Origin of the sequence: Micromonospora sp. DT231 (genome assembly GCF_049847025.1) — a bacterium.
GTDB lineage: Bacteria > Actinomycetota > Actinomycetes > Mycobacteriales > Micromonosporaceae > Micromonospora.
This window is the reverse complement of record NZ_JBNCNO010000017.1, coordinates 54834-73110: the sequence shown is the minus strand read 5'-3', so window position 1 is coordinate 73110 and position 18277 is coordinate 54834. Positions and strand designations below refer to the sequence as shown.

Genomic DNA, 18277 nt, shown 5'->3' with positions numbered 1-18277 from the left:
GGGGGACGGGCACAACGACGGGACGGACGGAGCTGCCCTGGCTCCCACCACCCGACGCGACGGCTCCCGCAATCGAGGAATGTGACTACCGTAACCGAAGTTGACTCGCTTTGGAAGCGCTCCCAGCGACTGCGAGTACCGAGGTCCCGGCCGTGCCTTCACCCGGTGCGGGTGAGGACGGTTCACCCGGCCCGGCGGCAGGCTCGGACCCCGGCGGACCTCCGGCCGCAGCCGCCACCGGTCCGCCACGCCCGTCGAGGCGCCACGAACGCGGTGGCCGCCGCGAGGGCGAGCGAACCACGCAGGGAGGAGGCCAGATGGCGATCGCCGAGATCGACCGCACCGACCAGGACATCCAGTCCGCCGTGCTCGACGAGCTGACCTGGGAACCGAGGGTGCAGCCGCACGAGATCGGCGTGACCGTCGCCGAGGGCGTCGTCACGCTTGGCGGCCGGGTGGACAGCTACGCGAAGAAGTGGGCCGCCGAACGGGCCGCCCACCGGGTCGCCCGGGTCCGGGCGGTCGCCAACGACCTGGCCGTACGACTGGCCGACGGCGGCGAGCGCGCCGATCCCGACCTGGCCGCCGCGGCCAGCCACGCGCTGGAATGGGACGCGTTCGTGCCCATCGAGAAACTCCAGGTCACCGTGTCGGCCGGCTGGGTGACGCTGCACGGCGAGGTCGAGTGGGAATACCAGCGCCGAGCCGCCGAGCGGGCCGTGGGACGGCTCACCGGCGTACGCGGGCTGAGCAACGGCATCACCGTGCGGCCGACCGCCGCACCGGACGGCCGAGATCTGGCCGACCGGATCGTCGACGCCCTCGCCCGGGCCGGGGCGACCGAGGCCGAACGGATCAGCGTCCGGGTGCACGGCGACACCGCGATACTCGCCGGGTTGGTCCACTCGATGCCCGAACGGGCCGAGGTCGAGCAGGTGGCGTGGTCCGCCCCGGGCATCCGGGAGGTGCAGAACCACATCGCGGTCGCGCCGGTGCTGCGCTGAGCGAGCGCGGGCGAGCACCCGACGGGCGCTGAGCGAGCGCGGGCGAGCACCCGACGCGCCCTGGGCGAGCGCGGAACCACCCGGGGTGGGTGAGCCGGACTCACCCACCCCGGGGACAGGCTGGGGGCATGAGTGATCCGAACGGGCTGATCCGACCGGGGCGTCCCGCGCCCGGTTTCACCCTGCCGGCCACCCCGGACGGGGCCCGGACCGGGCCCGAGCAGTTCCGGGGACGACCGGTCGTGCTCGCCTTCTATCCCGCCGACTGGAGCCCTGTGTGCGGCGACCAGATGTCGCTCTACCAGTCGGCGGCACCCGTGTTCGCCCAGTACCGGGCGGTGGTGCTCGGCATCTCGGTGGACAGCATCTGGTCACACCGGGCGTTCGCGGAGAGCCGGGGCATCGAGTTTCCCCTGCTTGCCGACTTCGAGCCGAAGGGCGAGGTGGCCCGCCGCTACGGCGCGTACAACGCGCAGGGTGAGTCGGACCGCGCGCTCGTGGTGCTCGACCCGGCCGGGGAGGTGACCTGGAGCTACGTCTCGCCGCCCGACGTCAACCCGGGCGCCGACGGCATCTTCGACGCGCTCGACCAACTCGCCGCCGATCGGAAGGTGATGACCGGATGACCACGCCACTGCAGGTGACCGCCCGACTCCGGGACCCGGTCACCACCGAGGACCACATCCGCGGGCCGGAAGACGCGGCGGTGACCGTTGTCGAGTACGGCGACTTCCAGTGCCAGTTCTGCGGTGCGGCGTACCCGAACCTGCACGAACTGCTGCGGCAGCGGGCCGACACCGTCCGCCTCGTCTACCGGTACTTCCCCATCGCCAACGTGCACCCGTACGCCGAACGCGCCGCCGAGACGGCCGAGGCCGCCGCGGTCCGGGGCCGGTTCTGGGAGATGCACGACTGGCTCTACGAGCACCAGGACCAACTCGACCCGGTGCACCTCTCGCTCGGTGTCGAGCAGGTCGGCCTGCCGCCGGACGAGTTGAACGCCGAGGTGGAGAACCGGGCGCACGCGGACCGGGTGCGCCGGGACTTCGTGGGTGGCATCCGCAGCGGAGTGAACGGCACCCCCACCCTGTTCGTCAACGGTGTCCGCCACGAGGGCGGGTACGACCTGGCCGATCTGCTGGCGGCAGTCGACGGGGCCGGCGACGCCTGACGGCCGACCCGCTCAGATCAGCCGCAACTCGCGCGCCCGCCGGACCGCTTCACGCCGGCGGGTCGCGTCGAGTTTGCGGTAGATGTTGCGAACGTGGGTCTTCACCGTGTTGACCGACAGGGACAGCTCGCTGGCGATCTCCACGTTGGACAGGATGCTCTGCAGGTAGCGCAGGATGGTCAGCTCCCGCTCGGTGAGCGGCTCGTCGAGCCCGCCCCTTGGCTCGGCGGCCGGCCGGGCAGTGCTCGGCCCGGCACCGCGTACCAGGTCGCTGACCAGGGTGAAGTGGGCGGTGCCCGCGTCCAGGTGGGCGGCCAGCAGGTCCCGGACCGGCCCTCCGGCGTGGGTGAAGACCCGCCGGCAACCCTGCGGTCCGGCCAGATCCAGCACCTGCTCCAGGAGCCGGCCCGCCCGTCGCCCGTCCCCGGCCCGCTCGGCCAGCACCGCGTCCAGCAGGCCGGCGTCCAGGCGTGCCGGCAGGGGCCAGGCCGTGGCCGCCGGCGCCTCCCAGCCCGGTAACCGGCGGCCGGCGGCAGCGGCGTCGCCGGCCAGCAGCTCGACCTTCGCCGCCGCCACCGCGAGCACCGGGTCGGTGCCCGCGTCGGCCAGCAGGTCACGGGCGGCGTCCAGGTCGCCCCGCTCGGCGCGCAGCTCGGCCTCGGCGGCCCGCAGCAGACCTGTCAACTCGACGGCGGACGGCTTGTCGACAAGCGCCTCCCGTGTCCGGACGAGAAGTCGTTGGCCGGCCGCCGGGTCGCCGGAGTCGCGGTGCAGGTGCGCGCGGCACAGCGCGGCGACCGCCGCGGCCACCGGTTCGCCGCGAACGGCGGTAGGCCAGCCGTCCGCGTCCGGATCGGGGCCGCCGGACCGGCCGCCGGTGACGCCGAGCGCCGGGCCGGCGAGGTTGAGGTTCGCCACGGCCTCGTCGGGCTGGTCGCGCAGCAGCGCCACCTGGGCCAACGCCAGGTACGCGTAGGCGCAGTCGAGCCGACACGACCAGCCTCGACACGGCGGCATGCCCAGCGCTTCCCGGGCCGCCTGCTCGGCCGCCCGCAGCTCACCGCGGACCGCGAGCAACAGCGCGGCGCGGCTGGTGGCGACCAGTTCGGTGCGGGGCCGGCCCGCCTCCCGACCGGCGGCCCGGGCGCGGACGAACCGGGCGGTCGGCAGCGCGCCGCCGGCCAGCTCGACAAGCCCCAGAGCGGTGCCGGTGAACGCCCGCAGGTCGGCGTCGTCGGCGGCGCCGCCCCCACCGGACGTCGGCGCGGCTGTCGACGCGGAGTCCGGCAGCCGGGTCGGCGCGGAATCCGGCCTGGGGGGCGAGGCGGAGTCCGGCAGCCGGGTCGGCGCGGAATCCGGCCTGGCAGGCGACGCGGGGTCCGCCAGACGGGTCGGCGTGGCGTCCGGCGGGCGGGTCCGCAACAGCCGGGCGGCGGCGGCCCGCACCTCCACCGGGTCGTCGGCGAGCCGGGCCACGGTCAGCTCCAACGCGGTGACCAACCGCAGGAAGCGTTGCCGGCGCGGCACCGGCAGGTCTCGGGCGTGCTCGGCGGCGGCCCGCAGGTGACCGGTGGCGGCCGTCAGATCGCCGGCGAATGCGCGCTCGGCGGCGTAGGCGAGGGCCACCTCCGGGTCGGCGCGGACCACCTCGGCCGGCGGGGCCACCGGCGCCGGGGCGTGCGCCGGCGCGCTGTCGTACCGGATCAGTTCCGGCCAGTGCGCGACGAACAGGTCGCCGGCCAGGTCCCACCGGCCCGCGGTCAGCGCGTGCCGCAGCGCGTCCGCCGGCCGTCCGTCGCCCGCGTACCAGTCGGCCGCCCGCTCGTGCAGATCGCGTACCTCGGGGCCGGGCAACCGGGCCAGGTCGGCGCGGAGCAGGTCGGCGAGCAGCGGATCGCAGCGGTACCACGGCGGTCGGGTGTCCTCCCGGTGCAGCAGTCCGCCGGTCCCGGCCAGGTCGGCGAGCGCCTGGCCGGCGTCGGCGCGCCCGGTCAGCGCCGCGGCCAGGTCCGCGCAGACGGTCTCGACGACGGCGGTCCGGCGCAGCAGGTCCTCCTCGGTCGGGTCGAGCGTCGCCAGCACCTCCTCGCGGAGGTACCCGGCGATCTCCGGTTGATCGCCCCCGAACTGCCCCACCCAGCGCCCCGGGTCGGGCTGCCCGCGTACCGCCAGGGCGGCGATGCGCAGCGCGGCCGGCCAGCCCCCGGTGCGTTCGCGCAACCGGCGCACGTCGGCCGCCGGCAGGGCCGCGCCGTGCGCGGTGAGCAGGTCGGCAACCTCGTCGTCGGTGAACGCCAACTCGTCCGGGCCGATCTCGGTCAGCTCGCCCGCGAGGCGGAGCCGGTGCAGGGGCAGGTGCAGCCCGGCCCGCGCCCCGATCACCAGGCCCAGTCGCTGCCCGGCATGCCGCAGCAGGAACTCCACGCTGCTCAGCGCCGCCGGGTCGGCGACCCGGTGCAGGTCGTCGAGGATCAGCAGCACCGGCCGGTCCGCGGCGGCGAGGGTGGCGGCCAGCGCCTCCAGTTGGTCGGGGCGGGGCGGCCGGTCGGGCACCGGACCGTCCTCCGCCGACCCGGTGGCGGTCCGCAACGCCGCCGCGAGGTACGCCCAGAGCCGCGAAGCGTCGTCGCCGACCTCCACCGACACCCAGGCCAGGACCGGGCTGGCCGGGACCGAGAGGTCGCCGGAGTCGGGCACGACCGCGCCCGGCGCGACGTCGGGCGTCCCACCGTCGAGCCGCGCCCACGTGGCGAGCAGTGTGGTCTTGCCCCAGCCGGCGGGGGCGGCGACCAGGGTGACGGGTCCGGCAGCGCCCTCGTCCAGCCGGCGCAGCAGCCGGGGCCGGGCCAGCACCGGCTGCGGGGGCACGGCCGGGCTCAGCCGCGACGCCAGCAGCGGTCGCTCCGGTGCCGTGTCCACGCGTACGCGACTCTGCTGTTCCGGCACCCAGCCCCACCCCCACCACGCGCTCCGCCCCCGGTCGGCGAGCGGTTACCCGGCGCGGGCCGGTTCACCCCTTCCGGGCGAGCACGCTTCACCCGGCCGCGACCGACGATCGGGGGACGTGGACGGGGAGGACGTGGTACCGGTGGGAGCGATGGGACGGCTGGTGCGAGCGGGACCCGCCCTCGACGGCGCGGCGCGGACCGGGATGGGCCGGCTGCGCGTACCCCGGTGGCACGGCCGCGGTGGCGCGGACCGCGCCCCGGTCACCGCACCCCGGTGGGAGGTGGTGACCGTCGACAGGCCGCCCGAGCAGGTGGTTCCCGCTGGTGCGTGGCCGGAGCCGCTGCGCCGCCTGGACGGCGCCGTCGAGGTGCGGGTGCGGCCGGCGCCCGGCGACCGGGGCACCGAGTTGTCCGCCCGGCCGGTGGCCGGTGCCACCCCGCCGGTCGGGCTGGCCGCCCACCTGGTCGGCGACGACCCGGGTCTGCTCGTCCGCCGGGCCCTACGCCAGATCAAGCAGAGGGTCGAGGCCGGCGAGGTGCTGCGCGCCGACCGATCGGCGCTGGACCGCCCCGAGGTCCGCGGGTGAGGGCGCTGTGCTGGGTGGCCGCCGACGAGGTGGCGGTACGCGAGGTGCCCGACCCGGAGTTGCGCAACGAGCGGGACGTCATCGTCCGGGTCCACCGCAGCGCCACCTCCGGCGGGGACCTGCCGCTGCTGGCCGGCCGCAACCCGCTGCTGCGCGCCGGTGACGTGCTCGGGGCCGAGTTCCTGGGCGAGGTGGTCGAGGTCGGTCCCGGGGTCCGCCGACACCGCAGCGGCGACCGGGTGGTCGTCGGCGCGAGCGTCGCCTGCGGCGGTTGCTGGTACTGCCGCCAGGGCCTGCACTCCTGCTGCGACAACGCCCACGCCGACCCGGCGAGCGCCGACCCCGGCTGGGAACGCGCGGACGCCGGCTGCTTCGGCCGTCCCCGGGCGGCGGGCGGGTTCGCGGGCGGTCACGCCGAGTACGTGCGGGTGCCGTACGCCGACGTGGGCGCCTTCCGGGTGCCGGACGCGGTCGACGACGACGGGGCGGTGTTCGCCGCCGACGCGGCGCCGACCGGGTGGCTGGCCGCCGAGTTGGGTGCCGTGCGTCCCGGCGACGTGGTGGCGATCTGGGGTGCGGGGGCGGTGGGCCAGTTGACCGCGCGGGCGGCGGTGCTGCGCGGTGCCGCCCGGGTGCTGGTCGTCGACAGGTACGAGGAGCGGTTGCGGATGGCCGAGCGGCACGTCGGCGCGGAGCCGCTGGACTACCGCCGCACCGACGTCGCGGCGGAGCTGCACGACCGCAGCGGTGGGCGGGGTCCGGACGTCTGCGTGGTGGCCGTCGGCCCGCCGCCGCCCGAGCGGTTCGGTGGCCATGTCAACCGGCCGGACGCGAGACGCGAGGCCGTGTACGCGTGCCGCAAGGGCGGTGTGGTGGTGCTGCTGGGCGGGACGGACGGGTTCGTCGACGCGTTCCCGCTGGGCACGGTGACCGACCGACGGCTGACGTTGCGCGGGGCCGGCCGGCCGGACCTGCGGGACGTGCCGATGCTGCTGGACCGGATGGCCCGCGGCGAGCTGCGCACCGCGCACCTGGCCACCCACCGACTGCCGTTGGCGCACGGCCCCCAGGGGTACGCGCTGTTCCGGGACCGGGCCGACGGCTGCGTACGCGCCGTGTTCACGCCCTGACGCCCTTCTCGTGAGCTGCCGTCGGGCACCTCGAATGGCACACTCTGGGCATGGCTGGGGAGCGGACGTACGACGTGGTGCTGTTCGGGGCGACCGGGTTCACCGGCGGCCTGACCGCCGACTACCTGGCCCGACACGCGCCGGTGGGGCTGCGCTGGGCGCTGGCCGGGCGTAACCCGGACCGCCTCGCCGCCGTCCGGGACCGGCTCGCGGCGGTCGACCCGACACTCGCCGACCTGCCGCTGCTCACCGCCGACGTGACCGACGTCGACTCGTTGCGGGCGGTGGCGGAAAGCGCCCGGGTGGTGGCCAGCACGGTCGGCCCGTACGTCCACCACGGCGAGCCGCTCGTCGCGGCCTGCGCGACGGCCGGCACCGACTATCTGGACATCACCGGTGAGCCGGAGTTCGTCGACCTGATGTACGTGCGTCACCACGCCGAGGCGACCCGCACCGGCGCCCGGCTGGTGCACGCCTGCGGGTTCGACTCCGTCCCGCACGACCTGGGCGTCTGGTTCACGGTCAAGCAGCTTCCCGCCGACGCTCCGCTCACCGTGGACGGTTACGTCCGCGCCGGGGGCCGGTTCTCCGCCGGCACCTACCATTCGGCGCTCACCGCGTTCGCCCGTACCGGGCAGGCCAGCCAGGCCGCCCGGGAGCGCCGGGCGGTCGAGCCGCGCCCCACCGACCGCCGGGCCCGCGCGGTGCCCGGCCGGCTGGCCCGCTCCGCCGAGCTGGGCGCCTGGGCCGTGCCGCTGCCGACAATCGACCCGCAGGTGGTCCGCCGGTCGGCGGCGGCCCGACCGGAGTACGGCCCGGACTTCCGGTACCGGCACTTCGTCGCCGTGAAGCGGCTGCCCACCGTGCTGGCCGGCGCGGTCGGGCTCGGCGCGCTGATCGGGCTGGTGAAGCTGCCGCCCAGCCGACGCTGGCTGCTCGGCCGGCTCGCCTCCGGGCAGGGGCCGACCCCCGAGCAACGGGCGGCGTCCTGGTTCCGGGTCCGGTTCGTCGGCACCGGCGGCGGTCAGCGGGTGGTCACCGAGGTGGCCGGCGGCGACCCGGGGTACGACGAGACGGCGAAGATGCTCGCCGAGTCGGCGCTCTGCCTGGCGCTCGACGAGCTGCCGCCGACCGCCGGCCAGCTCACCCCGGTCGCCGCGATGGGCGGCGCGCTGCTGGACCGGCTCGTCGGGGCCGGCCTCACCTTCCGGGTGCTGGAACGCTCGGCTTGACCCTCGACCGGGTCGAGGGGGCAGGATGCCCAGCGTGAGTGACCTGCACAGCATCGGCGAAATGGCACGGGCCAGCGGCCTGACCGTCAGCGCGCTGCGCTTCTACGATTCGGCGGGGGTGCTGGAGCCGGCCCTTGTCGACCCGGTGACCGGCTACCGCTGGTACACCGACGAGCAGATCACGCCGGCCCGGTTGGTGGCCGGGCTGCGCCGCATCGGCATGCCGGTCCCGGAGATCGCCGCCGCGGTACGCGCCGAGCCGGCCGCGGTGCGCCAGTTGCTCGACACGCACCTGCGCCGGTTGGCCGACGGGCTGACCGACGCGCGCCGCGAGGCCGCCCGACTCCGGGCCCTGGTCGACCCGGCCCGGCCGGCCACCACCACGCTGCTGCTCTCCCCCACCGACCTGGCCGCCGCGCTGGACGCGGTGCGCTTCGCCGTCGGCGTCGACCCGGAGCTGCCGATGCTCTCCGGCGTGCTGCTGGACGTGGAGCCGGACGGCGTACGGCTCGTCGCCACCGACAGGTACCGGATCGCGCTCGCCCGCGCCACGGCGGACGTCGACGGCCCGCCCGCGCGGGTGTTCGTGCCGGTGGCCCTCGTCGACCGGCTCCGGCCTCTGCTCGACGCCACCGACGCCCGGCCGGTGTGGCTGAGCGTGGCCGGCGCGGAGCTACGGGTGCTGGTGGCCGGTCACACACTCACCGGCACCGCCCTGCCGTACGACTTCCCCGACTACCGTCGGCTGCTGCGCGAGGCGGTCGGCGAGCGGCCGGCCGCGTACCGCATCCCGGTGGACGTGGTGGCGCTGCGCGCGGCGCTGCGGGATCCGGCCGCTCCCACGCTGGCCCGCGAGTACGCCGGCACGCCGCTGGCGGTCTCCGTCCTCGGTCTCGACGACTCCGGCGGCCTGCGCCTGCTGCACCCCGCCGAGCTGTCCACGGCCGACCCGGCCAACGATCGGGTGGGCGGGCTGCGGTTCGGGGTGAACGGCGAGTACCTGCTCGACGCGCTGGACGCGGCCGGCGGCCCGCAACTGGTGCTGGAGCTGGACGGGCCGATCGCCCCGCTGGCCGTGCGCCGCCCGAACGACGAGGACACCTACTCCGTGTTGATGCCGATCCGGCTGTAGAAACCGGTCGCGCTCCCCGTCCCCGGGTGGAAACGTGCGCGACGGTAACATCTGATGGTTCACCAGTGAACCCCGGACGGAGGCGTACAGAGCAGCATGCTCGACATGGAGTTGATCCGGAAGGATCGCGAGGCGGTGGCGACCGCGCTGGCGAAGCGTCTGGATCCCGCCGAGGTCAGCCGGGCGCTGGACGAGATCCAGCGGCTCGACCAGGAACGCCGCGCCCTGATCACGGGGATCGACGCGGAGCGGCAGCGCCGCAAGGCGGAGGCCCGGGCGTACGCGCAGGCGAAGCGGGCCGGCGAGGAGCCGCAGGCCGCCGCACCGGAGGCCGAGCGTCAGCAGCTCGCCGAGCTGGAGTCCCAGCTGGACGAGGTGCAGTCGCGGCTGCGCACGGCGATGAGTGAGCTGCCCAACCTGCCGGCCGACGACGTGGTGGCCGGCGGCAAGGAAGCCAACCGGGTCGTGAAGACCTTCGGTGAGCCGCCGGTGATCGACAAGGTCCGCGACCACGTGGAGTTGAGCCGCGCGCTGGGCCTCGTCGACTACGAGCGCGGGGTCAAGCTCGGTGGGTCCGGCTTCTGGATCTACACGGGCATCGGCGCCCGGCTGGAGTGGGCGCTGCTCAACTACTTCATCGACCAGCACGTCAAGGCCGGGTACGAGTTCCTGCTCCCGCCGCACCTGCTGCTCGACTCGGCCGGCTTCGCCGCCGGGCAGTTCCCGAAGTTCTACGACGACGTCTACCACCTGGACGCCGAGTCCGCCCCGCGCGGGCAGTTCCTGCTGCCCACCTCGGAGACGGCGATCCTCGGGGCGTACCAGGACGAGATCCTGGAGACCCCGAAGCTGCCGCTGAAGGCCTTCGCGTACACGCCGTGCTACCGGCGGGAGTCGGCCGGCTCGCACTCCGACGAGCGCGGCACGGTGCGCGGGCACCAGTTCAACAAGGTGGAGATCTTCCAGTTCACGCTCCCGGAGCAGGCCGACGCGGCGCTGGAGGAGATGCTCGCCCACGCGGAGAGCCTGGTCGAGGGGTTGGGCCTGCACTACCAGCGCAGCCTGCTCTCCGCCGGTGACGCCAGCGCGTCGATGAAGAAGACCCTCGACATCGAGGTGTGGATGCCGAGCACCGGCAAGTACAAGGAGGTGTCGTCGGTCTCCTGGGCCGGCGACTACCAGGCTCGGCGGGCGGCCATCCGCTACCGCGAGCCGGGCGGCAAGCAGACCCGCTTCGTGCACACCCTCAACGGCTCGGCGCTTGCCACCAGCCGACTCTTCCCCGCCATCCTGGAGCAGAACCAGCAGGCCGACGGCAGTGTCCTGATCCCCAAGGTCCTCCAAGAACGCCTAGGAACAGACCGCCTAACCCCGCGCTAGTCCCCCGGCCCTCCCCCCCTCCCGCCCCCTCCCGCCCTTCCCCGTTGATCATGGAGTTATTGCCCCTCGCCCCGGCGTGTCACGGCAATAACCTCATGATCAACGGGGCTGGGCCGGGTGGGAGCTGGGTGGGCGGGGTGCGGGGTGGGGGTGTGGTGGGAGCGCTTGATCAGGTGTGCGGTCAGGACCAGGATTCCCAGCGCGACCAGCAGCACCTGTGGGCCTACGGCGTCCAGGGTGTCGGCCAGGGTGTGTTGTAGGCGGGACGCCGCCTGGATCACCGGGTCCCGGAGCGCTTCTCGGTGGCCGGCGGACAGGCGCAGCTCGTACCAGCCGTACCAGGCGACGTACCCGCCGGCGAGCAGCAGCACCAGGCCACTGAGCCGGGGCACCAGCGCGCCGGCACCGCGCAGCCGGGCCACCAGGCCGTCGCGCAGCAGCGCCACGCCGAGCGCGGCGACCGCGACCACCAGACCCATCCCGAGGGCGTACGCGCCGAACAGCGCCAACCCGCGCCCGGTCGAGCCGGCCTGGAGGCTTGTCACCACGATGGCCAGGAACGGCGCGATGGCGCAGCCGAGCGACGCCAGCGCGTACGCCGCGCCGAACAACGCCATCGACGGCCAGGTGCGGGTGAGCCGGGGCGCGCGGGCCGACCAGCCGGGCGCGGGCAGCCGCCGGCCGGCGAGCAGCCAGCAGCCGGCCACCGCCAGCAGCACGCCGAGCACCACGGTCAACCAGGGCAGCCGGGGCCGCAACCAGCCGGCCAGCGGCGCGAGCGCCAGGCCGAACGCGCCGAAGACCACCACGTACCCCAGGGTCAGCCCGGCCGCCGCGGTGAGCGCGCGGCCGACCGCGCCGCGGACGTCCGACGCCCCGGCGACCAACAGCGAGAGGTACGCGGGCAGCAACGCGAAGCCGCACGGGTTGACCGCGCCGAGCATGCCGGCGGTCAGCGCGAGCAGCAGCGCGCCGCTCACGCCCCGGCCAGTGCGGCGACCCTGGCGGTGAGCGCCTCACCGTCCAGGAAGCCCTTGTGGACGACCGCGCCGTTCCGGTCGATGATCACGAAGATGCTCTGCTCGGTCACCGTGAACCGCTTCCAGAGCGCGCCCCTGCTGTCCTCGATCTGCGGCGTCCCGGCGAGGTCGAACTCGGTGACGAACTCGTTCATGGCCTTCCGCTCGCCCAGCCCGGCGACGCCGATGATCGGCACGGTGTCCCGGTAGCGGGGCGCGATCTCGGCCACCGTCCAGGCCTGGCTGGCGCAGGTGGCGCACCACGGCGCCCAGAACCACAGCACCACCGGCTTGCCGGCGAGCTGCGCCGCGTCGAACGCGGCGCCGCCGAGGGTGGTGCCGGTGAAGCGCAGCACGTCCGGAACCTGCGCCGGGGGCGGCGAGCCGGTCGCGGTGGGGGTGGGGGTTGACGCGGCACCTGTGGTGGCCGGCGCGGTACCGGCGACCGCCGCTGGCGGGCTGGCCGTGCCGGTGCAGGCGGCCACGCCGAGGAGAGCGGCTGCCAGCGCCGTGGCGGCGCCGGCACGGCGGGCCGCACCAACCCCCGACGGTCGCCTCCGTGTGGGCCAGCTGGGCATGCGCGTCTCCGTTCGTTCGGCGAGAAGGCGCCCTTGCCTACTCGGCCTTGGCGAGGCGGAGAGCCAGCTCCGGGCATACCTTTACCGCCTTCAGCGCGCCCTCCCGCAGCCAGGTCGGCACGGGGGTGGGCGGGAAGGCGGGATATCCGTTCGCGTCGAGCCGGATGAAGTCCGGTACGACGTGCGCGCACAGGCCGTGCCCGTCGCAGCGGGACCAGTCCAGGGTGAGCTTCTGCGGGTTCGCGTCGGGTGCGCCGGGCAGCCCCATCTCACCCTTGACCCGCCGGCCACAGCCGTCACCGGTGCTGTGCAGCCGCAGGTCCTCGGCGAAGACCTCGATCGCGGAGAGGGCGAACCGGGCGGTGCCGTCCGGGTGGCTGCACGCGCCCCGGCCCTTCACCTCGCCGGCGGCGGCGCGTACCACCTCGGCCGGTTGGCTGCCGGCCACGGCCAGGTCCACCGCGCGGGCCAGGTCCGGCAGGCCCATCTTGCACGGTCCACACTGGCCGGCGGACTCCCCGGCGAGATAGCGCACCACCTGGGCGGCCTCCCCGAGCGGGCAGGTGTCGACACCGAGCGGGACGATGATGCCCGCGCCGAGGGTGCCGCCGACCGCCGCCAGGCCCCTGCGGGACACCTCGGCCCGGTCCGCCGCCTCCGGGGTGATCCACTTGCCGTGGTAGCCGCCCATCAGGATGCCCTGGGTCTCCGGCACCTCGCACAGGTCCAGGACGTCACGCAGCGGCATGCCCGCGGTGCACTCCACCACGGCCGGTCGGCCCGCCGTGCCGGTCACGGTGAGCAGCACGGTGCCCGGCTCGTCGTCGGTGCCGAGGGCCGCGTACTCGTACGGGCCGAGTCGCGCGCCGACGGCGAGCTGCGCGTACGTCTCGGCGTTTGACAGCAGGGTGGGCAGACCGCTGACCCCGGAGTCGCTGGAGCGCTTCTTGGTGCCGGGCGGGATGTGCGGCAACCCGTTGATCCCGTTGACAAGCGCGCCGCCCTCGCCGGAGATGAACCGGTGCGGCACGGTGACGATCGTCGTCAGCACCGGCATCCGGCGCTCTTCGAGGGCCTCCATCAGCGACTCCCGACCGACCCCGTCGTCGGCCACGCCGATCACGATCTCGTCGGCGTCCAACGCGTACGCGGCCAGCGCCGCGCCGTCCAGGATCAGGTGCGGGGCACGGGTGAGCAGCACCTTGTCCTTCCAGCTCGCCGGCTCCCCCTCGGTGGCGTTGACGACCACGACGGCCGCGAGGTCCTGCCGTTCGCAGGACTCCAGCACCGCGCGCAGTTTGCGGGCGAACGGGAAACCCGCCCCGCCCTTGCCCTTGAGCTGCATGCCCTCGGCGAGCCGGAGCAGTTGCGCCGGCTCCATCGGGCCGATCGGGCCGTGCACCTCCTCGTGTGCGGCCAGGTCCAGCCGACCGAACTCGGCGAAGCCGGCGGTGAGCCGGGGTTCCCCCACGCAGGCGACGGGCGGCACTGTCGTCCGCATCACTTCGCCTCACCTCGCAGCCCAGCCCAGTACGCCCCGTCCACGGCGTCGGCGCTGGCCTTGCGGCGCTTGGCGGACCGGCCCTCGCCGGCTGCCCGCCGAGCGCGCCTAGACGCCAGGTCGACAAGGGTCGGGGTGTCGTCGACGGGCGGCGCGACCTCGTCCGGCACGTACCGGGCCGGCGGACGCCAGTAGTCCGGCTCCTCCGGCACGTCGTCGTCGGCGCTGTGCCGGCCGCTGCCGCTGCGCGGCGCCGCCGAGATGGGGCTTGCCGAGATCGGGCCGGCGGAGATCGGCTCGGCGGAGACCGGGCCGGCGGAGATCGGCTCGGCGGCCTGCCACCGGCGCGGGCTGTCCCACGGCTCCTCCGGCTCGACCGTCGGCTGCGGCGGCGCCGAGTAGCGGCTGCCGTCGTCCTCGCCGCGGGACCGGCGGCGGGACCGCTCGGCGGCCGGCTCGTCGGCGCGTCGCCGACCGCTCGGAACGGCCTCGTCCCGGGTACGGGAGCCGCGCCGCCGCGTCACCGGCTCCAGCTCGTCCTCGTCGTCGCGTCGGCGGGTGTCGGTCTCCTCCACGCCGCGGCGGGCCGATCGGCTGGTCGTGGACTCCTCGGCCCGCCGTCCGCGCGAGGTCCGTTCGGTGTCGCGGCGGGCCGCCGGCTCCTCGTCGCGTCGACGTCGGCTCGGCCGGGTCGGCTCCACGAGGGAGCCGGGCTCGGGCACCACCGGCACGGTGAACCGTTCCGGGTCGCGTCGCGCGGCCGGCGCGGCCCACGTGGCGGTGGTGGTCTCCGCCCAGGCGGGACGCTTGTCCGCGTCGGCCTTCTTGCGGCGGCTCAGCCCGGCCAGCAGCGACCGGCCACTGTTCGTCTCGCTGGTCCGCCCGGCCAGCACCGCGTTGCGCACCGCGGCCTGGTGCTGTTCGCGGCTGCGTCGACCGATGGTGACCGAGAGCCGGACCAGCAGGGCCAGCACCACGAGCAGGATGCAGCCCAGGTAGCTGAACACCACCCAGGGCTGCGCGGCCCGACCGGCGTTGAGGCCGTGCAGCACGGCGAACGGCCAGGCCAGGTACGCGGTGGAGTGCAGCGTGCGCCACAGCCACTTGGGACCGACGCCGGCGAAGCGGGCCCGGATGATGCCGGTCCAGATCACGCTGACCATCAGCAGGGCGGCGACGGTGCCGAGCCCGACGTAGAGCCCTCGGCCGCCGACGAACGGCACCAGCGCGTCGGTCGCGGCAGCCCGCCCAGTGGCGATCTTGGTGAGGACGTGGAAGCCGAGCCCGGCCACGCCCAGCACGCCGGTGGCCCGGTGCGCCGACTGCATCAGCACCCGGTGGGAGATGCGCAGCACCAGCCGGTCGGTGGCGAGCAGGCCGAGCATCACGGTGAGGCTCAACGTCACCAGGGAGACCACCCCGGCGAAGAACTCGGTGAAGAAGAAACCGTACGCGTACGCCGTCTGCCCGGCGCCGGTCAGCATGATCGCCGCCCACAACGCGGCGAGCGCCGACGCGATCAGCAGTGTGGTCGCCGACCGTGACGGTGTGCGTACCCCCCGACTGCTGGCGCTGGTCCGGACGGTGGCCGCCTTCTGGTTCTGCTGTGCCCGGGCCATGTGCTCCTCGATCGTCTCGCGGCGGCGTACCACCGGCCGACCCCTGCTCCCCCATCCAGTACGGACCGGCGGGGCGCGCGGATCATCCGTCCGGAAAAATTTCTGGGCCGCGATCGAACCGAACCGTGTTGACGTGCGTTTCGGCGCACGCCCGGGACCTTCGGTCGGCGCGTATCGCCGAACCGGGAGCCCGGCGGCGTCCGCCACCTTAGAGTGGTTTAGTGCCGTTTGACCGAAACTCCCCGTACCGTCGCCGCGGCCCCTGGGTGGCCGCCGCCATCGCCGTACCGACCCTGTTGGTGGCCGCGCTCCTGGTGGGCCAGGCCCTGACCCCCGGCACGACGGCCCCCGACCGACGGATCGCGGCCGCCGACCCGACGCCGAGCAGCGCGGAGCAGAGCCCCGACGAGTCGATCCCCCCGGCCGCGCCCGCCCCGGCCGGGCTGCCGGTCGTCGACTACGACCCCGCGCCCGGAGGCTTCCCCACGGACCCGGCCGCCCTGGACACCACGCCGCTGACCGAGGGCGTGCACCCCACCAGGCGGATCGCCGCGTACGACGCGCCCGGCGGCCGTCCGCGGGCCTTCCTCGAACCCATGATCAGCGGCGTCGACCTCACCATGCCGATCGCCGACCGGCGTGCCGGCTGGACGGCCGTCCTGCTGCCCTCGGCCAACCGGCGGCTCGCCTGGCTGCCGCCCGGTGGGTTCGACACCGTGGCGCTGCGCGACCAGATCGTGGTGGAACGCAAGGCCCACCGGCTCACCTGGTACCGGGCCGGCACGGCGGTGCGTTCCTGGCAGGTCAGCCTCGGCCAGTCGGGGCAGGAGACCCCGCTCGGGCGGACCTTCGTCCTGGGCCGCACCCCGCCGCCCGAGGAGGTCTACGGCGGGGTGGACATCTACGCCCTCGGCGCGGTGCCCGACGATCCCGAGTCGGTGCCGGCCGGGCTGCGTGGCGCCCACATCGGGGTGCACACCTGGCAGGACGACGACGAGTTGGGTGAGAACACCACGAACGGCTGCATCCGCCTGACCCGCAGCGGTCAGCGGGAGTTGCTCGCCGAGGTCCGCCCCGGCAGCAGCGTGGTGGTTGTCGACAAGCTGCCCACCCCGCCCCCGACCGCCTGACCGGCAGCCGTCACTCGCCGAGCAGCCAGCCGTTCTGCTCGGCGACCCGGATCGCCTCGGCCCGGTTGCGGGCGCCGGTCTTGCCGATCGCCGCCGACAGGTGGTTGCGCACCGTCCCCTCGGACAGGTGCAGCGCCCCGGCCAGGTCCGCGACCGTGCCACCGCCGCGGGCGGTCCGCAGCACCTCGGTCTCCCGGTCGGTCAGGGGGCTCACCCCGGCCGCCAGCGTCTCGGCGGCCAGCGTGGGGTCGACCACCCGCAGGCCGGCGTGCACCCGACGGACCGCGTCGGCGAGTTGCCGGGCCGGCGTGTCCTTGACCACGAAGCCGCTCGCGCCGGCCTCCATCGCCCGACGCAGGTAGCCGGGCCGGCCGAAGGTGGTCACCACGAGCACCCGGCAGGTCGGCAGCGCGGTCCGCAACGCGGCGGCGGCGGCGATCCCGTCCAGGCCGGGCATCTCCACGTCCAGCAGGGCGACGTCGGGGTTGCTGCGGCGGGCCGCGGGCACCACCTCGTCGCCCCGGCCGACCTCCGCCACCACGCTCAGGTCCTCCTCCAGCGAGAGCAGCGCGGCCAGGGCGCCGCGGACCAGCGCCTGGTCGTCGGCGAGCAGCAGCCGGATCGGGCGGGCCGGGCCCGCGCCGGAGGCACTCACCGGGCCTCCGCCGGGGCGTGCACCCGGAGCAGGAAGCCACTCCCGTCGCGCCGGCGACCGACGCTCACCACGGCGTCCAACTCCCGCGCCCGCTCACGCAGGCCGACGAGCCCGTGCCCGTTGGCGTCGGGAGTGGACGGGCCCCGACCGTCGTCGCTCACCTCGACCCGGTCCGGGTGGACCCGGACCGTGCAGCACCGCGCCCCGCTGTGCCGGACCACGTTCGTCACCCCTTCCCGCACCGCCCAGCCGAACAACCGGTCCCACTCGTCCGGCAGCGCCGGCACCTCGGCCGGCAGGTCCGCCGCGATGCCCGCCGCGGCCAGCGCGGAACGGGCGCCGGCCAGCTCCGCGGCGAGGGTGACCTCGCGGTACGCCCCGACCGTCTGCCGCACGTCGGACAGCGCCGCGCGGGCCAACGCCTCCACCTCGGCGATCTCGACGGCGGCGCGCTCACGGTCCACCTCGATGAGTCGGCCCGCCAACTCGGCCTTGATGGCCACCACGGTCAGCGAGTGCCCGAGAATGTCGTGCAGGTCGCGGGCGGCCCGGGCCCGCTCCTCGGCGACCGCGAGTCGGCCGATCTCCCGCTGGGCGGCCCGGAGTTCACTGTTGCGCTGCGCCAGCCGGGACACCCCGAACATGGCGAACGAGGCGAGCAGCACCGCGACGGTGACGGTGCTCTCCCCCGTCCAGGTCGGCACCAGCCAGGCCCCCACCAGCGGAATCAGCGCGCAGAGCGCCACGATGATCAGTGCCTGCACCGCGGACAGCAGGAACACCGCGGACGCGGCCACGAACACCAGCGTGGCCGTCCAGTCCCCGGCGGTGCCCGGGATGCTGGCCAGACCCAGCACCACGAGGCCCGTCAGCGCGATCCCCGCCCGGCGTGGGGGAATCGGTTGGAGGTGCTCACGCAGCTGACGGGCCCACTGGAACAGCAGCACGTAGCCGAGACCGAAGGCGATCAGGGTGGCGACGCCGACCACCCGCCGCCACGGCTGCGGCTGATGCAGTGCGGTGGAGAGCGGCACATTGAGGAAGAACAGCCAGACCGCGGCCAGCAGCCAACCGGTGAACCGCCATCGGCGGCTCACCGGTCGGGGCTGACCCGTCAGGGAGTCCATCGGGTCCACGCTAGCGCCTGCTTCGTCAGGGCGGTCGAGCCGAGGCGGAGTCCGGGCGGCGATC

Annotated in this window: 16 protein-coding genes; 9 read left to right on the top strand and 7 right to left on the bottom strand. The window is 75.1% G+C overall.

Annotation, left to right across the window (positions count from 1 at the left end):
* Positions 1-317: 317 nt before the first annotated feature.
* The 3 genes from ACPXBU_RS31095 (at position 318) to ACPXBU_RS31085 (ending at position 2175) form a co-directional block, all read left to right on the top strand.
* Entirely contained in the window at positions 318-1004 is a 687-nt protein-coding gene (locus ACPXBU_RS31095; protein ID WP_425760940.1) for a BON domain-containing protein, read from the top strand.
* Between the two features lie 128 nt (positions 1005-1132).
* The gene (locus tag ACPXBU_RS31090; RefSeq protein ID WP_393364085.1) at positions 1133-1630 is read left to right on the top strand and encodes a redoxin domain-containing protein; all 498 of its coding nucleotides are present in this window, start codon (positions 1133-1135) and stop codon (positions 1628-1630) included.
* Positions 1627-2175: a DsbA family protein gene (locus ACPXBU_RS31085; RefSeq protein ID WP_425760939.1), complete on the top strand. Its 549-nt coding sequence runs from the start codon at positions 1627-1629 to the stop codon at positions 2173-2175. Before ACPXBU_RS31090 ends, ACPXBU_RS31085 begins: the two co-directional genes overlap by 4 nt.
* 12 nt (positions 2176-2187) lie before the next feature.
* Here the strand turns inward: ACPXBU_RS31085 and ACPXBU_RS31080 are convergent, their stop codons facing one another.
* Entirely contained in the window at positions 2188-5121 is a 2934-nt protein-coding gene (locus tag ACPXBU_RS31080; protein WP_425760938.1) for a LuxR C-terminal-related transcriptional regulator, read from the bottom strand.
* 151 nt (positions 5122-5272) lie between these two features.
* Between ACPXBU_RS31080 and ACPXBU_RS31075 the strand changes: the two genes are divergently transcribed.
* From ACPXBU_RS31075 to serS, 5 genes are all read left to right on the top strand, one after another.
* Positions 5273-5710: a hypothetical protein gene (locus ACPXBU_RS31075; RefSeq protein ID WP_425760937.1), complete on the top strand. Its 438-nt coding sequence runs from the start codon at positions 5273-5275 to the stop codon at positions 5708-5710.
* Positions 5707-6840, top strand: a complete 1134-nt coding sequence (locus ACPXBU_RS31070) for an alcohol dehydrogenase catalytic domain-containing protein (protein ID WP_425760936.1) — start codon at positions 5707-5709, stop codon at positions 6838-6840. The genes ACPXBU_RS31075 and ACPXBU_RS31070 overlap by 4 nt, the downstream gene beginning before the upstream one ends.
* A 50-nt stretch (positions 6841-6890) precedes the next feature.
* Positions 6891-8072 (top strand): saccharopine dehydrogenase family protein, encoded by a 1182-nt coding sequence (locus tag ACPXBU_RS31065; RefSeq protein WP_425760935.1) that lies wholly within the window; start codon positions 6891-6893, stop codon positions 8070-8072.
* 43 nt (positions 8073-8115) lie between these two features.
* Positions 8116-9204 carry a MerR family transcriptional regulator gene (locus tag ACPXBU_RS31060; RefSeq protein ID WP_425760989.1) on the top strand — a complete coding sequence of 363 codons (1089 nt, stop codon included), beginning with the start codon at positions 8116-8118 and terminating at the stop codon, positions 9202-9204.
* Positions 9205-9300: 96 nt separating this feature from the next.
* Positions 9301-10584 (top strand): serine--tRNA ligase, encoded by a 1284-nt coding sequence (gene serS, locus ACPXBU_RS31055; RefSeq protein WP_425760934.1) that lies wholly within the window; start codon positions 9301-9303, stop codon positions 10582-10584.
* A gap of 56 nt (positions 10585-10640) precedes the next feature.
* On the opposite strand, the gene ACPXBU_RS31050 is transcribed toward serS, so the two are convergent.
* From ACPXBU_RS31050 to ACPXBU_RS31035, 4 genes are read right to left on the bottom strand one after another with little or no spacing between them, the layout of a single operon-like run.
* The gene (locus ACPXBU_RS31050; protein WP_425760933.1) at positions 10641-11564 is read right to left on the bottom strand and encodes a cytochrome c biogenesis CcdA family protein; all 924 of its coding nucleotides are present in this window, start codon (positions 11562-11564) and stop codon (positions 10641-10643) included.
* Entirely contained in the window at positions 11561-12181 is a 621-nt protein-coding gene (locus tag ACPXBU_RS31045) for a TlpA family protein disulfide reductase (RefSeq protein ID WP_425760932.1), read from the bottom strand. The genes ACPXBU_RS31050 and ACPXBU_RS31045 overlap by 4 nt, the downstream gene beginning before the upstream one ends.
* A gap of 37 nt (positions 12182-12218) precedes the next feature.
* On the bottom strand, positions 12219-13685 hold the full coding sequence (locus ACPXBU_RS31040; protein ID WP_425760931.1) for an NADH-ubiquinone oxidoreductase-F iron-sulfur binding region domain-containing protein: 1467 nt from the start codon (positions 13683-13685) through the stop codon (positions 12219-12221).
* Complete coding sequence (locus ACPXBU_RS31035; protein ID WP_425760930.1) at positions 13682-15334, bottom strand: hypothetical protein; 1653 nt, start codon at positions 15332-15334, stop codon at positions 13682-13684. The genes ACPXBU_RS31040 and ACPXBU_RS31035 overlap by 4 nt, the downstream gene beginning before the upstream one ends.
* Positions 15335-15522: 188 nt before the next feature.
* Between ACPXBU_RS31035 and ACPXBU_RS31030 the strand changes: the two genes are divergently transcribed.
* On the top strand, positions 15523-16431 hold the full coding sequence (locus tag ACPXBU_RS31030) for a L,D-transpeptidase (protein ID WP_425760929.1): 909 nt from the start codon (positions 15523-15525) through the stop codon (positions 16429-16431).
* Positions 16432-16441: 10 nt separating this feature from the next.
* Here ACPXBU_RS31030 and ACPXBU_RS31025 read toward each other — a convergent pair whose 3' ends face one another.
* The gene (locus ACPXBU_RS31025; RefSeq protein WP_425760928.1) at positions 16442-17086 is read right to left on the bottom strand and encodes a response regulator; all 645 of its coding nucleotides are present in this window, start codon (positions 17084-17086) and stop codon (positions 16442-16444) included.
* Entirely contained in the window at positions 17083-18213 is a 1131-nt protein-coding gene (locus tag ACPXBU_RS31020) for a sensor histidine kinase (RefSeq protein ID WP_393364123.1), read from the bottom strand. The genes ACPXBU_RS31025 and ACPXBU_RS31020 overlap by 4 nt, the downstream gene beginning before the upstream one ends.
* Between the last annotated feature and the right edge of the window lie 64 nt (positions 18214-18277).

Coding starts and splice junctions, on each gene's coding strand:
- ACPXBU_RS31045 (WP_425760932.1), bottom strand. CDS start 12,181: ATGCCCAGCTGGCCCACACGGAGGCGACCGTCGGGGGTTGGTGCGGCC.
- ACPXBU_RS31095 (WP_425760940.1), top strand. CDS start 318: ATGGCGATCGCCGAGATCGACCGCACCGACCAGGACATCCAGTCCGCC.
- serS (WP_425760934.1), top strand. CDS start 9,301: ATGCTCGACATGGAGTTGATCCGGAAGGATCGCGAGGCGGTGGCGACC.
- ACPXBU_RS31085 (WP_425760939.1), top strand. CDS start 1,627: ATGACCACGCCACTGCAGGTGACCGCCCGACTCCGGGACCCGGTCACC.
- ACPXBU_RS31065 (WP_425760935.1), top strand. CDS start 6,891: ATGGCTGGGGAGCGGACGTACGACGTGGTGCTGTTCGGGGCGACCGGG.
- ACPXBU_RS31090 (WP_393364085.1), top strand. CDS start 1,133: ATGAGTGATCCGAACGGGCTGATCCGACCGGGGCGTCCCGCGCCCGGT.
- ACPXBU_RS31020 (WP_393364123.1), bottom strand. CDS start 18,213: ATGGACTCCCTGACGGGTCAGCCCCGACCGGTGAGCCGCCGATGGCGG.
- ACPXBU_RS31075 (WP_425760937.1), top strand. CDS start 5,273: ATGGGACGGCTGGTGCGAGCGGGACCCGCCCTCGACGGCGCGGCGCGG.